This window comes from Kitasatospora sp. GAS204B, from assembly GCF_029892155.1.
Taxonomy (GTDB): Bacteria; Actinomycetota; Actinomycetes; order Streptomycetales; family Streptomycetaceae; genus Kitasatospora.
On sequence record NZ_JARZAG010000032.1, the window covers coordinates 70,535 to 85,669 of the forward strand.

The 15,135-nt window shown below is 72.6% G+C and carries 15 protein-coding genes and 1 pseudogene; 6 read left to right on the top strand and 10 right to left on the bottom strand.

Going from position 1 to position 15,135, the window contains the following annotated elements; genetic code table 11:
• Window positions 1-7: 7 nt before the first annotated feature.
• From P3T41_RS31960 to P3T41_RS31990, 7 genes are all read right to left on the bottom strand, one after another.
• Complete coding sequence (locus P3T41_RS31960; RefSeq protein ID WP_280694085.1) at window positions 8-1,750, bottom strand: putative T7SS-secreted protein; 1,743 nt, start codon at window positions 1,748-1,750, stop codon at window positions 8-10.
• On the bottom strand, window positions 1,750-2,319 hold the full coding sequence (locus P3T41_RS31965; protein WP_280694086.1) for a hypothetical protein: 570 nt from the start codon (window positions 2,317-2,319) through the stop codon (window positions 1,750-1,752). Before P3T41_RS31965 ends, P3T41_RS31960 begins: the two co-directional genes overlap by 1 nt.
• Entirely contained in the window at window positions 2,312-2,653 is a 342-nt protein-coding gene (locus P3T41_RS31970; RefSeq protein ID WP_280694087.1) for an SseB family protein, read from the bottom strand. The genes P3T41_RS31965 and P3T41_RS31970 overlap by 8 nt, the downstream gene beginning before the upstream one ends.
• A 127-nt stretch (window positions 2,654-2,780) precedes the next feature.
• Window positions 2,781-2,966 carry a DUF397 domain-containing protein gene (locus P3T41_RS31975; RefSeq protein ID WP_280694088.1) on the bottom strand — a complete coding sequence of 62 codons (186 nt, stop codon included), beginning with the start codon at window positions 2,964-2,966 and terminating at the stop codon, window positions 2,781-2,783.
• Window positions 2,963-3,145: a DUF397 domain-containing protein gene (locus P3T41_RS31980; protein ID WP_280694089.1), complete on the bottom strand. Its 183-nt coding sequence runs from the start codon at window positions 3,143-3,145 to the stop codon at window positions 2,963-2,965. The genes P3T41_RS31975 and P3T41_RS31980 overlap by 4 nt, the downstream gene beginning before the upstream one ends.
• Window positions 3,142-3,330 carry a DUF397 domain-containing protein gene (locus P3T41_RS31985; RefSeq protein WP_280694090.1) on the bottom strand — a complete coding sequence of 63 codons (189 nt, stop codon included), beginning with the start codon at window positions 3,328-3,330 and terminating at the stop codon, window positions 3,142-3,144. The genes P3T41_RS31980 and P3T41_RS31985 overlap by 4 nt, the downstream gene beginning before the upstream one ends.
• Window positions 3,302-4,153 carry a helix-turn-helix transcriptional regulator gene (locus P3T41_RS31990; RefSeq protein ID WP_280694091.1) on the bottom strand — a complete coding sequence of 284 codons (852 nt, stop codon included), beginning with the start codon at window positions 4,151-4,153 and terminating at the stop codon, window positions 3,302-3,304. The genes P3T41_RS31985 and P3T41_RS31990 overlap by 29 nt, the downstream gene beginning before the upstream one ends.
• A gap of 216 nt (window positions 4,154-4,369) precedes the next feature.
• Between P3T41_RS31990 and P3T41_RS31995 the strand changes: the two genes are divergently transcribed.
• Genes P3T41_RS31995 through P3T41_RS32005 form a run of 3 tightly spaced genes read left to right on the top strand, consistent with a single transcriptional unit; the run spans window position 4,370 to window position 5,018 of the window.
• A complete protein-coding gene (locus tag P3T41_RS31995; RefSeq protein ID WP_280694092.1) occupies window positions 4,370-4,615 on the top strand; it encodes a hypothetical protein in 246 nt (81 codons plus the stop codon).
• The gene (locus P3T41_RS32000; protein WP_280694093.1) at window positions 4,612-4,815 is read left to right on the top strand and encodes a hypothetical protein; all 204 of its coding nucleotides are present in this window, start codon (window positions 4,612-4,614) and stop codon (window positions 4,813-4,815) included. The genes P3T41_RS31995 and P3T41_RS32000 overlap by 4 nt, the downstream gene beginning before the upstream one ends.
• Window positions 4,812-5,018 (top strand): hypothetical protein, encoded by a 207-nt coding sequence (locus tag P3T41_RS32005; protein ID WP_280694094.1) that lies wholly within the window; start codon window positions 4,812-4,814, stop codon window positions 5,016-5,018. The genes P3T41_RS32000 and P3T41_RS32005 overlap by 4 nt, the downstream gene beginning before the upstream one ends.
• A gap of 20 nt (window positions 5,019-5,038) precedes the next feature.
• On the opposite strand, the gene P3T41_RS32010 is transcribed toward P3T41_RS32005, so the two are convergent.
• Window positions 5,039-7,312, bottom strand: a complete 2,274-nt coding sequence (locus tag P3T41_RS32010; protein WP_280694095.1) for a CRISPR-associated endonuclease Cas3'' — start codon at window positions 7,310-7,312, stop codon at window positions 5,039-5,041.
• 173 nt (window positions 7,313-7,485) lie between these two features.
• Between P3T41_RS32010 and P3T41_RS32015 the strand changes: the two genes are divergently transcribed.
• A complete protein-coding gene (locus P3T41_RS32015) occupies window positions 7,486-8,169 on the top strand; it encodes a DsbA family oxidoreductase (RefSeq protein ID WP_280694096.1) in 684 nt (227 codons plus the stop codon).
• 16 nt (window positions 8,170-8,185) lie between these two features.
• Here P3T41_RS32015 and P3T41_RS32020 read toward each other — a convergent pair whose 3' ends face one another.
• Both P3T41_RS32020 and P3T41_RS32025 read right to left on the bottom strand, forming a co-directional pair.
• The gene (locus tag P3T41_RS32020) at window positions 8,186-10,486 is read right to left on the bottom strand and encodes a sigma-70 family RNA polymerase sigma factor (RefSeq protein WP_280694097.1); all 2,301 of its coding nucleotides are present in this window, start codon (window positions 10,484-10,486) and stop codon (window positions 8,186-8,188) included.
• Window positions 10,487-10,832: 346 nt separating this feature from the next.
• Window positions 10,833-11,651: a helix-turn-helix domain-containing protein gene (locus P3T41_RS32025; protein WP_280694098.1), complete on the bottom strand. Its 819-nt coding sequence runs from the start codon at window positions 11,649-11,651 to the stop codon at window positions 10,833-10,835.
• Between the two features lie 380 nt (window positions 11,652-12,031).
• Between P3T41_RS32025 and P3T41_RS32030 the strand changes: the two genes are divergently transcribed.
• Together P3T41_RS32030 and P3T41_RS32035 are read left to right on the top strand one after the other, a co-directional pair.
• On the top strand, window positions 12,032-13,411 hold the full coding sequence (locus P3T41_RS32030; RefSeq protein WP_280694099.1) for an FAD-dependent oxidoreductase: 1,380 nt from the start codon (window positions 12,032-12,034) through the stop codon (window positions 13,409-13,411).
• A 181-nt stretch (window positions 13,412-13,592) separates the two neighbouring features.
• A pseudogene (locus P3T41_RS32035) lies at window positions 13,593-14,888 on the top strand (PP2C family protein-serine/threonine phosphatase); the annotation flags it as partial.
• Window positions 14,889-15,135: the final 247 nt, after the last annotated feature.

Here is a 15,135-nt window from a genome sequence, read left to right on the forward strand (position 1 = left end):
CCTGGAGTTAGCGGGTCCATCCGGGCGGAAGGCCGTTGGCCGGTGGGGATGGCAGGGGCGGTTTGTAGTAGGGATTGGGCTGGTGGTTGCCCCATTTCTGGTCGAGCGGGTTCCAGCGCTGCCAGCCCTGGATGTGCTCCAGCTTGATGCCGCCGGGGAAGGCGATCTCGTGTTCGTCGTGGAACACGTTGTCGGGGATGCTGGCGTTGACGTCGATCCCGCCCGGGGCATCGATCGTGTACTTCCACTGGCGGACGATCTGGTAGCCAGGGTCGTTGGTCGTACCGGTGAAGGCACTCCTGTACCGCTCGTCCCTGACGTACTGCGCCAGGTCATTGTTCTCGGGCTTCCACGGCGTCATCCCCCCGTCCGCGACGATCTTCTGGGGATCGCGGTCGGTGAAACGCCACACGGCCTCCCGGCTGTCACGCCAGACGATGTTGTCGCCCATGCTCGTGATGTCGACGCTGCGGTCGACGGCGGCCGCCAGCCGATCCGGCTCGGGGTCAGGTGCCGGCGCGGGATGGTCCACTGCCGACGCCCCGCCGCGATCGGCGCCGCTCTCGGCGGCGTCCTTCGCCGCATTCTCGGCGGTGTCCTTCGCGGCGGCCAAGGACGCGTCGGCCTCCGTCCCCGCACCGTCGGTCGCGGCGCCGAACACCAGGTTGGTCAGCAACTTGCCGCCGGCCTCGGCCGGGTCCGAGCCCCAGTCCGAGCCCACCAGGGACTTGACCACGTCGGTGGGATGCATCTCCGCGTGCACCAGGCCGACCGCGACCTGGTTGACGTGGTCGAGGTACGTGGCGGGGTGGGTGGCGTTGTACGGGTCCATCGGGTTCAGGCCGCGCCCGAAGTTGACGATGTCGGCCGCGCCCTTGGCGATCCCGCCGTAGACGTGGGTCACCCCGATCATGCCGCCCTCGGCCGCGTCGATGGAGTCCAGCTTCATCCGCTGGGTGAAGCTCGGCTCCGTCGGTGCGGTGGCGGTGGCGGCCTGGAGTGCCTTGGCGGCGCTGTCGGCGGCCGTGTCGCGCTGGGTACGGGCGTCGCGCAGCAGGTCCTGGGCGTGGGCGAGTTGGGCGTTGCCCGCGTCGTCGTGGAAGTCGCCGGGGTCGGTGGGCTTGGGGCCGGGGTTGGGGTTGGACTTGGCGGCGTCGTTCCACGCCTTGGCGGCCTTGTTGTAGCTGTCGACGCTCGCGTTGTAGGCGTTGCGGGCCTGTTCGTGGGTCTTCTTCGCCGCGTTGTAGGCGTCGATGGCCCGTTTGGCCTGTCCCTGCGCCCAGGTGACGGTGTGTGAGAAGCCGTCCAGCGCCTGGGCAGCGGCCGCGCACGCGTCGGCGGCGGTCAGCCACTGCCCCGGGTGCGGGGCGAAGCGGGTGCGGAACGCATCGGCGGCCTGGCCCTGCCAGTGCGAGGAGTCCATCGCCCGCAGGCCGCTACCGGTCTCCTCGAACGCGTCGTGGAACGTGCGCAGATGATCGGCCGCATCGCTCAGCGCCTTGGCGTCACCGTGGACCAGGTCCTTGGGGTCGTCGGAGTCGCCGAGTTGCAGTTCGCCGACCTGCGCACCCAGGTTGTCGGCAACGCTGTCGCCCCAGTTGTCGACCGCGTGCGCCGCGTCGTGCAGCCCGACGGTGTCGAGTGCGCCGCCGACCAGGTGCGAACCCGCGTCGACCGTCGCGCCCAGGCCCTTCTTCCCGTCGTCGTACAGGCCTTCCAGGCCGTCACCGACGTCGTCCAGGAACCCCATCAGCCGTTACCCGTCTCCCGCTTGGCCGCGTCGATCACCTGCTGCGCACCAGGCAACGGGACGCTCTTCACCACGTCCTTGCCCTCCGCCGCCCACGCCGCACGCGAGTCGGCCGCCGCCTTGTCGAGCGATGCCTTCGAGTAGTCGGCGCCGGTGATCTGGGTGTACGGGTTGTTGCCCAACGTCTGGTCCCAGGACTGCTTCTCGACCTGGGCCTGCGTCAGATCCGGGTTGCCGATCGCCGCGTTCACCACGTCCTTCAGCACGCCGGAGGCGTACTGCTCCTGGTCGTAGTACCGCCCGGCGGACAGCCCGAGCCGGTCCGCGATCTCCGTGCCGTCGTGCACGAGGGTGCGAACGCCCCAGCTCCACCGCTCGCAGAAGCCGTCCAACGCCGACTGCAGACCGGGGTTGCCGACCTGCATCCCCGTCAGCGCGATGCTGGAGAACCCGCGCCCGACCTCCGCGCCCTCGTCGATCCCCAGCTTCTTCAACTCGGCGACCGCGTCGTTGATCCCCTTCGCGGTGTTGGCGAGCGCGTTCGGGTCGACCTGATAGGAGTCAGCCACGCTCCACCGCCGAAGCCGGCAGCAGGAACGGCGCCGGACCCGCCACATCCACCGCCACCCCCGCCGGAACGCCCAGCGCCGGCAACGCCACATCCAGCAGGCGCGAGCCACGCACCGTCAGGTAGTCCACCTCGCCGTCCAGGCCACGCGCGGACGCGAACCGGGCCAGCGTCGACTCGTCGGTGAACGCGTACAACCAGCGCACCCCGTCCGCGTCCCCCGCGAGTGGCTCACCGTTATCGGTCGGCGCCAGCAACAACGCCGCGCGCAACGCCGCCAGCAGCGCCGGCCCATCCACCCGCCCCGCGTGCAACGCCGCCAGACGCTCGGTCAACCCCACCCCGGACACCAGTCCCCCGTAACGCTCGGCTATCAGTTCGATACGAACGACACCATAGCTGACGGTGATGACACGATGACGGCCGTGCCCGAGGAGTCGGGCACGGCCGTGGCGGGAGGAGTCAGCGGGTGGTGAACTCGCCGGTGGAGGTGGCGCGGACGAAGGCCTGCCAGGAGGCGGGAGGGAACGTGAGGAACGGGCCCTCGGGGTCCTTGGAGTCGCGGACCTGGCCCGGGGTGGCGTCGTTGACCTCGATGCACTCGCCGCCGTCACCGTTGCTGTGGCTGCTCTTGCGCCAGGTGCTCATCGGTTGAACTCGCCGGTGGAGGTGGCGTGCACGAAAGCTTGCCAGGCGGTGGAAGGGAACGCGAGGAACGGGCCGCTCGGGTCCTTGGAGTCGCGGACGCAGCCGGGGTTGGCGTCGTTGACCTCGATGCACGCGCCGCCGTCGGGGTTGCTGTGGCTGCTCTTGCGCCAGGTGCTCATCGGTTGAACTCGCCGGTGGAGGTGGCGTCCACGAAGGCCTGCCAGGCGGTGGGAGGGAACGTGAGGAACGGGCCCTCGGGGTCCTTGGAGTCACGGACCTGGCCGGGTGCAGTGTCGTTGACCTCGATGCAGTCGCCGCCGTCTCCGTTGCTGTAGCTACTCTTCCGCCACTGGGCGAGCTGCATGGTCGAATCCCCTCAGTGTCGCGCCGATCGTCGCCAGGGAGTCCTCGGGCGACAGGGCAAGCGCCCTCAAGTGATCGTAGTACGCGCGACGCTTCGCGACGTCTTCCGATTTCTCGATCAACGAGCCTGTCCTGCTGCCTTCTTCGTACGCAACCACGTGTCCTCCCGGAAGCGTCAGCAGCACGAGTGACCCGCCCATCTCGGAGTGAGCACCAGCGCTGAAGGGCAGAACCTGGATTGTCAGGTGCGGTGGCCGTGCGGCGTCCAGCAGTCGCTGCATCTGGTCGCGCATGGCGATGGGTCCACCAACTGGCCTGCGCAGGGCCACCTCATCCAGGATGAACCAGTACCGCGGTGGGTTGGCGCTGCGGAGGCGCTCCTGTTGCTTGAGTCGGGCAGCGACCTTCTGCTCGATCTCTTCATCGGTTGCGAACGGGTCGCCCGAACGCATGATTGCCTCTGCGTAGTCTGGAGTTTGAAGCAAGCCTGGCACGATCTCGGTGAAGCTCTCGCGGACGACCGCCTGCGCGGCCAACTCCATGTACCGCTTGTACCGGTCCGGGAACTGCTCCAGGATCGCCAGCGGATACAGCCTGGTGAAGTGCCCATCCGTCCCGAACGCCGCATCCAGCTTCTCCGACAGCCCCTCCGGCGGCAGCGACTCCGCCGTCTCGATCCGCGACAGATGCGCCTTCGAGAACTTCAGCACCTCGCCCAGCTGCGACAACGACATCCCCGCCGCCTCGCGGTACCGCCGCAGATCCGCTCCGTACAGATCCCGCGCCGAACGCTCCGGGAACAGGGGGCGAGGCTGGAAGGCCATGGCGACGACTCCTCCGTGTTTCCACTCGCGGACGTGGAACGGCCCGCTCCTTCCCAGGCTAGCCGCGAAGCGCAACGCTTGAGGCACAGAGCGTGAAATTCATCCGCTCAACTGCGCCACGGAGAAAGTAATATGATGGATCATCAAAAGGACCGGCTGATGCCCGAGTGCCAATGCCCCGCGAACTGCGGCGGCCGGCCCGAGGCGGCCCGTCGGATGACCCCGGTCTATCCGATCATCCGCCCGGGCGATGCCAAGCCCCCCACCCACCCCTACCTGCCCACCCGAAAGGGCGAGTTGGTCTTCGACGCGCTCAACGACCGGCTCGGCGTCCTGATGGACCGGGTCGGCCGCCTGATCTACCTGCGGCCGGAACGCGGCGGCGCCGAGTGGGATGTCGACCTTGACTGGATCGTTCGCCCACCCGCTGCCCGCAATGATCACGAAGGGGCAGCCAAATGATCAGCCCTCGCCGCCAAGCGGTCGTCGCCCTCGAGGCATTGACGGATTCGGTCAACGCCGCCAACCTGGAAATCCTGGATCTCGGCGACGGTTGGGTTATCACTTCGTCGGGTGACATCCTGGTCCGACTCCGGCCGCTCACGCTCTCCGAAATCGTGCAACTCGCCGCAGCCCTCCGTCGATTGGCCCCCTCCAGATGACAGAACAGCAGGAACTCGACCGGACCGACGTTTCGGTATTCGCCCACGAGGTGGTGGCGTGCGTCCTGCTACGGAGCGGGGAAGACGACGACGAGGTCTTCCCGAATGCCCCGCATCGTGTCGCGGCCTATCTGGTCTCGATCACCGCAGTCGTGATCCTGGTCGTCCTGCTGTTCATTCTGCTGTCGCCGAGTCTGATTTGACGATATGACGATCTGACATATCAACTCGGCGACTCCAGGATCGGATTCGGAACCTGCCCGTCATGCCGCGCGCTGGACCGCCAGTCTGCGACCCGGACCAGCGTCTCCAGAAAGGCGAGCCGGAACGGCCCGAGCTCCGCCTGATCCCGAAGTCCCTCCGCTCGTGCGGTCCAGGTCGAGGGCGCGCGGAACGCGTCGGTCCGCAGCACACCGGCCGGGAATCGCTCGCCGTTCGACAGCGCGATCTCGGGAGTCCGGTCCCCGTCCCGCACGCCGAGCAGCAGCGGGGCCTCGTCCGGGCCCGGGCGGGCGGCGATCCGTACCTTGCCGTGGTGGGCGGCGGCCAGGTAACTGACCAGGAAGTCGGTCTGCTCGGCCAGCAGGATCAGCGCGCTGACCAGCTCGTGCCGGAAGTACATCCGGCTGTTGACGCCGGTGTTGTAGGGGGCCTTGGACTTCGCGAGGAGCCCGGGCGGCTGGTCGCCGCCGCCACCGCGCAGCATCTGCTGGAACGCGTCGTGGCTCTTGCCCAGGTCGTGATACCTGGCGGCGCGGAAGACGGCGTCCCGGTGCCCGGCGGCCAGGCCCGGCAGTTCGGCCAGCGCGGTGAGCAGCGCGCGGGCCTCCTCCTCGGTCTCCATCAGGTGCTGGTCGAGGCTGACCCATGCGGTGCAGGCGAAGAGCCAGGACGGTGCGGGCGGGCCGTCGGCCACCGCGACGGGTGCCGCACTGGCGGGCGTCCAGCCCGTTGCCGGGAGGTAGCCCCCGCGCGCGGCGTCCAGCAGGACGGTCGTGCCGGGCCGCAGGTCCTCGGGAGCGGCGCGCCGCCAGTGGCCGTCCAGCTGGTCGCGCAGCCAGCCGCGGCCGTCGGCGAGCAGCGGCGCCAACTCGGCGAGCGGCACGGGGCAGAGCTCGGCGCGTCCCGGATCGGGCTCGTCTTCGGCGGGCTCCCCAGCGGGCTCCTCGGCGGTCTCCCCAGCGGTCTCCCCGGCCGTCTCGGCAGCCCAGGCGCGCCAGGCGACGAACGCCGTCGTGTCCTGCGCCGCGCAGACCAGGGGAGTAACCTTGGCGGCCGGCTCGGCGCTGGTGTCGAAGAGCGCCAGCAGTTCCGCCCGTTCCAGCCCGTCCACCGGCTCGCGGTGCTCGGCGATCCGCGCGTCGAAGAGCTGCTCGGCGGTGACCGGCTCCCCCTCGCGCGCGTCCAGCCACTGCTCGGCCGCCGGTTGGCCGCCGCCCTCCGGCGGAACGCACCAGAGCAGGTCGCCGCCCCCGGGGTACTCGCCGTGACGGTTGCAGCGGCCTGCTCGCTGCACCAGGGAGCTCCAAGGCGCGAGTTCGGTCAGCAGGGTGCGGCAGCTGAGGTCGAGCCCGGCCTCCACGGTGCCGGTGGTCACCGTCAGCTCGGCGGGCTCGGGGCGATCGCCGGGTCGGACGTACGGGTGGAGCAGCACGGCGGGCCGCTCGGCGGTCAGCGCCCGGTGGACGGCGCGGGCCCGTTCCACGGTGTTGAGCACGGCGACGGTCCGGGTGCCGGGGACGTGCGCGGCGAGCAACGCGCGGACCAGCCGTTCGACGTAGCGGTCGGGGGCGAGGTCCAGGCGCCGGACCCGCCGCGCCCCGCCCGCGCCGGCGCGGACCCGCAGCACCCGCCCGTCCGGCTCGTTCGGCCCGTTCGCGTCCCAGGTCGAGGACATCCACAAGGTGTGGGTGGGCGCGGCGGTGCCCAGCCGCTCGCGCAGCCGCTGGAGCCGGACGCCGGTCGCGAGGGCCGGGCCGAACAGGTGCAGCTCGTCGAAGACCCACTGCGCGTCGTTGTGCAGCAGGCCGTAGGAGACCGCCGCCATCCGCCGGTTGTCCGCGAACCCGCGCATCAGCGCCCGGCTGAGCAGCAGGTCCTGGGTGCCGACCAGGATCGCGGTGCGCTCGGGGTGCCGCCGCCAGCTGCCGTCCTGCACCGAGCCGCCCGCGAGCAGGTGCAGCCCGACCTCGTCGGCGAGCCCGAGGCGGTCCAGCCACTCGCGGATCCGGTCGGCGGTCCGGTCGGCGAGGCTGCGGGCGGGCAGCACGTAGACCAGGCGGCGCGGCGTCCGGTCGGGGTCGGTGACCAGGCGGCGGTGCAGCCAGGGCAGCACGGCGGCCACGGTCTTGCCCGCGCCGGTCGGGGCCTGGAGCAGGTCGGGCAGGCCCTCGGCGGCCAGGCGGGCCTGGTACGGATAGGGGGCGTGGCCGGTCGCCTGCCGCACGAAATCCCCGAAGTCCTGGAACCTGTCCCGACCCTCGCACTGGTCCGCCATCGCTTGCGACTCCCCTCGGCTCGGCCTCACACCCTGGCCGTACTCGACGCGACGGTCAACTCCCGCAGCACCGTGACCAGCTACGGAAATGCTCGGCCGTGCGGGAATGCGGAGTCGGACATTTCGGTTCACACTCCACGTTCAGCCGACCCCGCAGACAGGAGCCAGCCCCCATGAAGGTCGAGATCTACAGCGACATCGCCTGCCCGTGGTGCTACATCGGCAAGCGCCGCTTCGACCAGGCGCTGGAGCGCTTCGAGGGCAAGGGCGAGGTCGAGGTGGTCTTCCGTCCGTACCAGCTGGTCCCGGACGCCCCGGCCACCGCCAGCCCGCACCGCGCCTGGCTCGCCGAGCGGTACGGGCCGCAGTCGCGGGCGATGGACGACCGGGTGACCGAGCTGGGCAAGGCGGAGGGCATCGACTACGACTTCGACACCGCGCTGCACGCCAACACCTTCCTCGGCCACCGGCTGCTGCACCTGGCCGAGACCGAGTACGGCGCGACGGTGCAGGGCGTGCTCAAGGAGGCGCTGCTCAAGGCGCACTTCAGCGACGGGGTGGACGTCGGCGACCGGGCCGCGCTCACCGAGGTGGCGGTTGCGGCCGGGCTCGACCGGCAGCGGGTGACCGCGTACCTGGCGGGCGAGGAGGGCGCCGACGAGGTGCGCCGGCAGCTCGCCGAGGCCCGGCAGCTGGGGATCAGCGCGGTGCCGACCTTCGTCTTCGAGGGGCAGTGGGCGGTGCAGGGCGGCCAGGAGGCGGAGACCTTCCTGAAGGTGCTGCGGCAGGTGGCCGCCGAGGAGCAGGCGCAGGCCGTTGACGGTGAAGCGTGCGAGGACGGGGCCTGCGCCGTCTGACGATCCGTCAGGGGCGTCAGCAGGTGAAGCGCGCGTTCGCCCAGTCCGCGATGTTCCCGCCCGACCAGAAGCCGTCCACCGGCGTGACCACCAGCCGGATCTGGTGCTGCCCGGCCAGCGGCACGTGGACCGGCACCGGCGCGTCCCCGGGCCGCAGCGTGGGTGAGGACCAGAGCGGGAGCTGATCGTCGCCGGTGACGGTGAAGCGCACGGCGCCCGGTGCGATCGTCAGATCGTCCAGCCCGGCCACGCCGTCGTAGGCGGTGCAGGACCGGTTGAGGTCGATCGCGACCGTCGACGGGGCGTGCACGCTGACCCCGCGGGAGTAGGACGCGCCGCCCAGCCAGAGGTTCTGGCGCTGGAGCAGCCAGCCGCTGCTGTCCCGGCGGCTGATCGTCGGGCCCGGCGGCGGAACCCGGTCCGAGCCCTTGCTGAACGGGAGTTCGTCGATCCAGTAGCTGATCGGCGGGACCACGGGGGTGGGCAGCACGCTCGGCACCGGGGGGAGCGTGGGCGTCGGGACCACCGGAGTGGGGATCGGCGGCAGGCTCGGGGTCGGCACCGGGGGCGGGGTGGGGAGCGGCGGGGGCGGTGTCGCCGAGGGGATCGCCCGTGGGGTCGGTGAGGGCTTCGGGGCGGGCTTCGGCGCCGGGACGTGCCTGGGCGGCGGCGGGGGCGGCGTGGGCGTCGGGGTGGGCGACTGCGGGGTCGGGGTGGGCGCGGCCGGGGGTGGGGGAGTCGGGCGGGCCGGGGCGCTGGGGCTGGGCAGCGGCGCGGCGGCGGGGGGCGCCTGGGCGGGGGAACCGGTCAGCGCGTAGGCGACGGCGGCGACGGTGGCCACCGCCACGGCGGCCGCGATGCCCGCCTTGGCGGCGGTGCCGAGGCCCTCGCCGGCGGCAGCGGCGGCGCCACCGGACGAACCACCGCCGGCCGCGCCCGCTCCGGCCGCGCCGGTGCCCGCTGCTGCTCCCGCCGTGCTCGCTCCCGCTGTGGCCGCTCCCGCTGTGGTTGCGCCCGCGCCGGCCGCGCCTGCCGTCGTGCCCGCGGCGGCGGTCGCCACCGCGCCGCTCGTCGCCGTGCCGCTGCTCGCGGCCGCCACGCCGCCCGCCGCGGCCCCGCCGGCCACCGCGCCGGCGCCCAGCGCCGCCGCGATCGCCGTGAAGGTGCCCGCGCCGACCCAGACCAGCACGCCGCCGGGCAGCACCAGCCGCAGCGCGTGGTTGACCTCGACCAGCTCCAGCAGCGCGGCGGTGCACCGCTCGCACCCGCGCAGGTGGTCGCCGACCTCGGTGCCGGCCCGCTTGCGCAGCGCGCCACGGGCGTACAGGCCGAGCCGGTTGGCGTACTCCTCGCAGCCCTGCGGCTGGCTGCCGGAGACGTGTGCCTGAAGGAAGCCGGCCGCCAGCCGGGAGCGGGCCCGGTGCGCCTGCACGGCGGTGGCGTTGGCGGTCTTGCCGAGCAGCACGGCCACCGTCTTCGGGGACTCCCGCTCGACCACGGTGTGCCAGAGCAGCACCCGGTCGTCCTCGGGCAGTTCGGTGAAGGCCTGCATCACCATGCGCTGGTCGGCCAGCGCCATCGCCCAGGCGTCGGCACCCGGGTCGGCCAGGTCGAACTCGATCGAGGTGGCGGCGGTGGACTGGCTGAAGCTGCCGAAGTCGTCGACCAGTTGTTCCCGACGCTCGCCGCGCATCCAGCCGGCGGCGATGTTGCGGACCGCGGTCAGCAGGTAGGCGCGGACCGCGAACTCCGGTCCCTTGCCCGCCTTCAGCGCCTGGAAGGTGCGGGCGAAGACCTCACCGGCCAGGTCCTCTGCGGTGAAGCTGTCCCGGCAGCAGCTGCGCGCGTAGCGGCGCACCGGCTCGGCGTGCCGACGGTAGATCTCCTCGTACGCGCTGTCGTCGCCCGCCCGCACCAGAGCCGTCAGCTCGGCGTCGGAGGGCGGGCGCTCGCCGTCCACCGGGTCGGCGGGGGGCGGCACCAGGCCCAGCGGAGTCTCGAATTCCGGATCGTCGTCGAGGTCGCCGTGCGGACCGGAGGCCTCGCCGAGATGCGCCACGAACGCTTCCGGGGTCACGCCGCCCTGGCCGGCGACGGCCTGTCCGGGGACCCGGCCGCTGATCGGCGGGCCGCTCGGGGCACTCGTGCCGGTCGGGCCGCTCGGGCCGCTCGGGGGTGTGTCCGCGCGGTCGGGCGAGTCGGTGAGCGATTCGCGGGAGGGCGCGCCCGCCTGGCCCGGCACCTGGCCGGTCGCGGGCTCCGCGCCGGGCTCGGTGCCGTGTTCGGCGCCGCGCTCGTTCTGCTCGTCGGCGGTCATCGGCCCGCTCCGTCCGCGGCGCGGGCCGCAGTCGGCACTGGAGTCGGCACTGGAGTCGGCAGCGAAGCCGGCACCGGGGGCGCACAGTGCTGACAGGCGTGCTGCAGTGCGCCATCGCCTGCTCCGGCGTGCGCGGCGGTCACGGCACCGCGAACGGTGCGCACCGGGACATTGGCTCCAACCACGGCCAAAGAATGGCATAGCGGTGGGTGCACCGGAAGTCGTGGACCGCTCGACCCACTCTTCCGGGGAAGCGTCCGAGGTCCGCTTCCCCCGCTCCGGCGCAGCCAGTTGACGCCAGGTTGACGGCTGCCGCCGGATTGACGGTCGACCGCCCCCGGCCGCCTCACGCGGCGCGCAGGCCGTCCAGCAGGATCCGCAGCAGTCGCTCGGACGGCTCCGCCCCCTGGCCGGCCGCCGCCGCGCCGCGCCCGATCGACGGTGGCACCGCCGCCGTCAGCACCAGCACGATCTCCGAGACCGTGACCCCGGCCCGCAGTTCACCGGCCGCCGCCGCCCGGGCCACCAGCGCGGCGAGTAACTGCAGCAGCAGCCGCGGGTCGGCGTCCGGCACCCCGGTCGCGGCGGCCGGTTCGACCGGCTGGCCGCCCGCCCAGCTCCCCGTCCCTGCCCCGGTGTCCGCGGGCAGCCGCTGCTCGGGCACCCGGGCCAGCTCCTCGGCGTAGCCGAAGGCCTCCGGGGGCAGCAGCCGCCCGGCCCCGGTGCCCACCGCGGTGGCCAGGTAGCCCGCCAGTGCCTCCCAGGGCCGGGCCGACCCGTACAGCGCCTCCCGGGCCCGCGCGGTCAGCCAGGCCACCTCCTCGGCGGCGATCCGCTGGACCAGCACCTCCTTGCTCGGGAAGCGCCGGTAGACCGTGCCGACGCCGACCCCGGCCCGTCGCGCCACCTCCTCCATCGGCGCGTCGTAACCGAGTTCGCCGAACACCTCGCGGGCCGCGCGCAACACGCTCTCCAGGTTGCGTCGCGCGTCGACGCGCAGCCGTGGCCCGCCCGTCCGCCGTTCCGACACCGGTGCCGACGGCACCTGGCCGGCCACGGGTCGGTGCGGGACGGACAGCGGTGCCCGCTGTTCCGGCACGGTGCTGGCACTCGTGCCCAGCTGCGGCACAGCCGGTTCGCCCAGCAGGTGATCCTGATCGTTCAATCCCAACCCTCCCCCGGAGGAGCCCTGTCCGGGCTCTCGTGCGAAGTCGTCGCAGCCGTCCGTGACCTGCACGGGTCCAGCCCCAGCCCCCCCGGCCCCCCGGCGCCCGCGTGGTCGCCTGCGCGACGCGCGGGATGGCTCATCTCCCGCACGGGCGAAGGATCATCCGCGGACTACCCTTCCCCGTTTCAGGCTCGGGCAGTCGGGCTGGTCGGCCAACGGTAAATCAGGCCGTAATGGATTCACCACCCGGGGTGACGGCTTTTCGGGCGCGCCCTCCCGTGCACCACCCCCGCACCACCCCGCCCGGGAGAACCCGTGAACCCCACCCGAATCCGGTACGCACTGTGGACAAGAGGCCCCTCGGCAGGGCGTCATGGTTGCGTGAACCAGGTCACACCGATTCGAGCGGGGGTGGCACCATCCGGATCCTGATCGTGGGCGGCGGTTGCGCGGGGCTGACCACGGCCCATCGGCTCCAGCGGGAACTCCAGGCGGAGTTGCGGGCCGGGCGCGCGGAAATCACCGTGGTTGAAGCCGCACCCTACCTGACGTACCGTCCGCTGCTGGCCGAGGTGGCGGCCGGTTCGATCGATCCTCGGCACGTCGTGGTGCCGCTGCGCCGCGCCCTGGCGGACTGCCGGGTGCTCACCGCCCGGATCACCCGGATCGATCACGCCCGCCGACTCGCCTGGCTGGCCCCGAGCGGCGGCGTGGAAGCCGAACTGGCGTACGACGAACTGATTCTGACGGCGGGTTCGGTCTCCCGAACCCGGCCGATCCCCGGCCTGGCCGAGCACGGCCTCGGCTTCGAGACGGTCGGCGAGGCGGTCTCGCTGCGCAACCACGTGCTCGACCAGCTCGACCTGGCCTGCTCCACCCGTGACCCCGAACTCCGCGACGCCGCGTTGACCTTCGTCTTCGTCGGCGGCGGGTACGGCGGTGTCGGGGCGCTCGCCGAGCTGGAGGACATGGCCCGGCAGGCGCTGCGCGGCTACCCCAACATCCAGCCGGGCGACCTGCGCTGGGTGCTGGTCGAGGCCGGCGACCGGATCCTCACCGAGGCGGACCCCGCGCTCGCCGAGCACGCCCTGGCCCAACTGCGCGACCGGAACGTGGACATCCGGCTCGGGACCACCCTGGAGTCCGCCCAGCACCGGGTGATGGCGCTGTCGGACGGCAGCCGCTTCGCGGCCCGCACCCTGGTCTGGACGGCCGGGGTGCGCCCCGCCCCGGTGCTCGCCGCCACCGATCTGCCGCTCGACGAGGACGGCCGGGTTCGCTGCCTGGGCACCCTGCAGGTGGCCGACGCCGACGGGCGGGTGCTGCCCGGCGCCTGGTCGGCCGGCGACTGCGCGGCGGTCCCCGCGCCGGGGGTCGGGCTCGAAGGGGCTGGGTGTCCGCCCAACGCGTGGCACGCGCTGGCCCAGGGCGAGTTGCTGGCCGAGAACCTGCTCGCGGCGGCCGCCGGGCGGCCACCACGCCCGTACCGGCCCGAACAGACCTACGCCTCCGCCTCGCTCGGCCTGCGCCGCGCGGTGGCCCACACCCGCAAGGGCAGCCTGACCGGCCGCCGCGCCTGGTTGCTGCACCGGGCCCGCACGCTGCGCGGCCTGCCCAGCCCCGAGCGCCGGGTGCGGGTGCTGGCCGACTGGGTGCTCGGCGGTCTGTTCGCGCGCGAGGCGGTGTCGCTGGCCTCGGTGGAACACCCGCGCGCGGAGTTCGAGGCGGCGGCCTGCACCCCCGCGGAGGAGGGCTGACCGTGGGCTGACCGGCGGCCGCGCGACGGGCCGTACAACACGACCAACACACGTACGACTTCCGGAACGACACCTTCACCTGACAGGATCTGCGTGACAGCCCGTCACGGCCAGTGCAAACATAAGTACGAACTGTGACGACAATCCGGGATCCGAGGAAAGCGACAGACGGTTGAACCTCATGCGCTGGAGTGCGCGGCTCACCGGGGCCCCGTGGCGTGTCGCCGCCCCCGCGCCGGACGACCCGGTCGCGCTGCCCGGTCCGCGCGACCCGCTGGGCAGTGCGGTCGGCCTGCTCGGCCCCGACCAGCTGCTCGACCTGCACGAGCTGTACGACCTGCGCGACGTGCTGGGCCGGCTGCCGGCCCCCGTCGTCGTCACCTACGGCTCCCGCCACCGCCTCGGATACGCCAACGACGCCTACCGCGAGCTCTTCGGCAGCCGCACTCCCGGCCAGCCCGCCGAGGAGGCGATGCCCGAGCTCGCCGAACTCGGCCTGCTCCCGCTGCTCGACCAGGTGCTGCGCAGCGGCCGTGGGCGCAGCGTGAAGGCGCGCAGCATCGCCGACCCGGCGGCCGGCCCGCCGGGCGTGATCGGCCGGACCCGCTGCTTCAACGTCTCCTGCGTCCCGCTGCGCTCCACCGAACGCACCGCGGCCACCCGCGACGGCCAGCCGCCCCCCGCCGTCGGGGTGCTGATCTACGCCGCCGAGGTCACCGACCAGGTCGCGGTGGCCGCCCGGCTGCGCGAATCCGAGCGGCGCCAGCGCGAGGCGGCTGTCACGCTGCAGCGCAGCCTGCTGCCGCAGAAGCTCGAACAACCCGCCGAGCTGCGGGTCGCCGCCACCTACCAGCCCGGCGGCGCCGACGCGGCGGTCGGCGGCGACTGGTACGACGTGATCCCGCTGACCGGCGACCGCACCGCGCTGGTGATCGGCGATGTGATGGGCCGCGGCCTGCGGGCGGCGGCGGTGATGGGCCAGCTGCGCACCGCCGTGCGCGCCTATGCCCGGCTCGACCTGCCCCCGCACCAGGTGATGGGCCTGCTCGACGGCATCGCCATGGAGATCGACGCCAACCAGATCGCCACCTGCGTCTACGCCGTCTACGACCCGCCCCGAGACCCCGTCCCGGGCCACCCCCAAGCCGGCATGCTCACCTACGCGTCGGCCGGCCACCTCCCGCTGATGCTGCGCGGCCCCGACGGCACCGTGCTGCAGGGCGAGCAGCAGAACGGCCCGCCGTTGGGCACCGGCGGCGGCTCGCACAGTTCCCACTCGTTGCGCCTGCTGCCCGGCACCACCGGCGTCCTCTACACCGACGGCTTGGTCGAACGCCGCGACCAGGACATCGACGAGGGCCTCGGCCTGCTCGCCCGCACCCTGGCCGGCGCGATCGGCTCTCCCGACGTGGTCTGCGCCCGCCTGCTACGGGCGATGGGCGTCACGGCGGAGCACGACGATGACGTGGCGGTGCTGGCGTTCCAGCTGCCGCATCAGGCGGCCGGCGCAACCGGGGTTGACTCGTCGCCCACAGAGGTCTAGTGTTCTTCGAGCTGCCTGTCAGGGAGCACCGGACGTTCACTTCGATACGGACGGTCCCGAGTGCAGCCACTCTCTGAAACACCACTCTCGGCAAGATCGTCGATCGCTGACGTGTCGCTTTTTGCGCCTTACAGCGATGGGCTTGTTTTGCCGTGCCGGTAATTCGGTGAGTGCGGCCGGA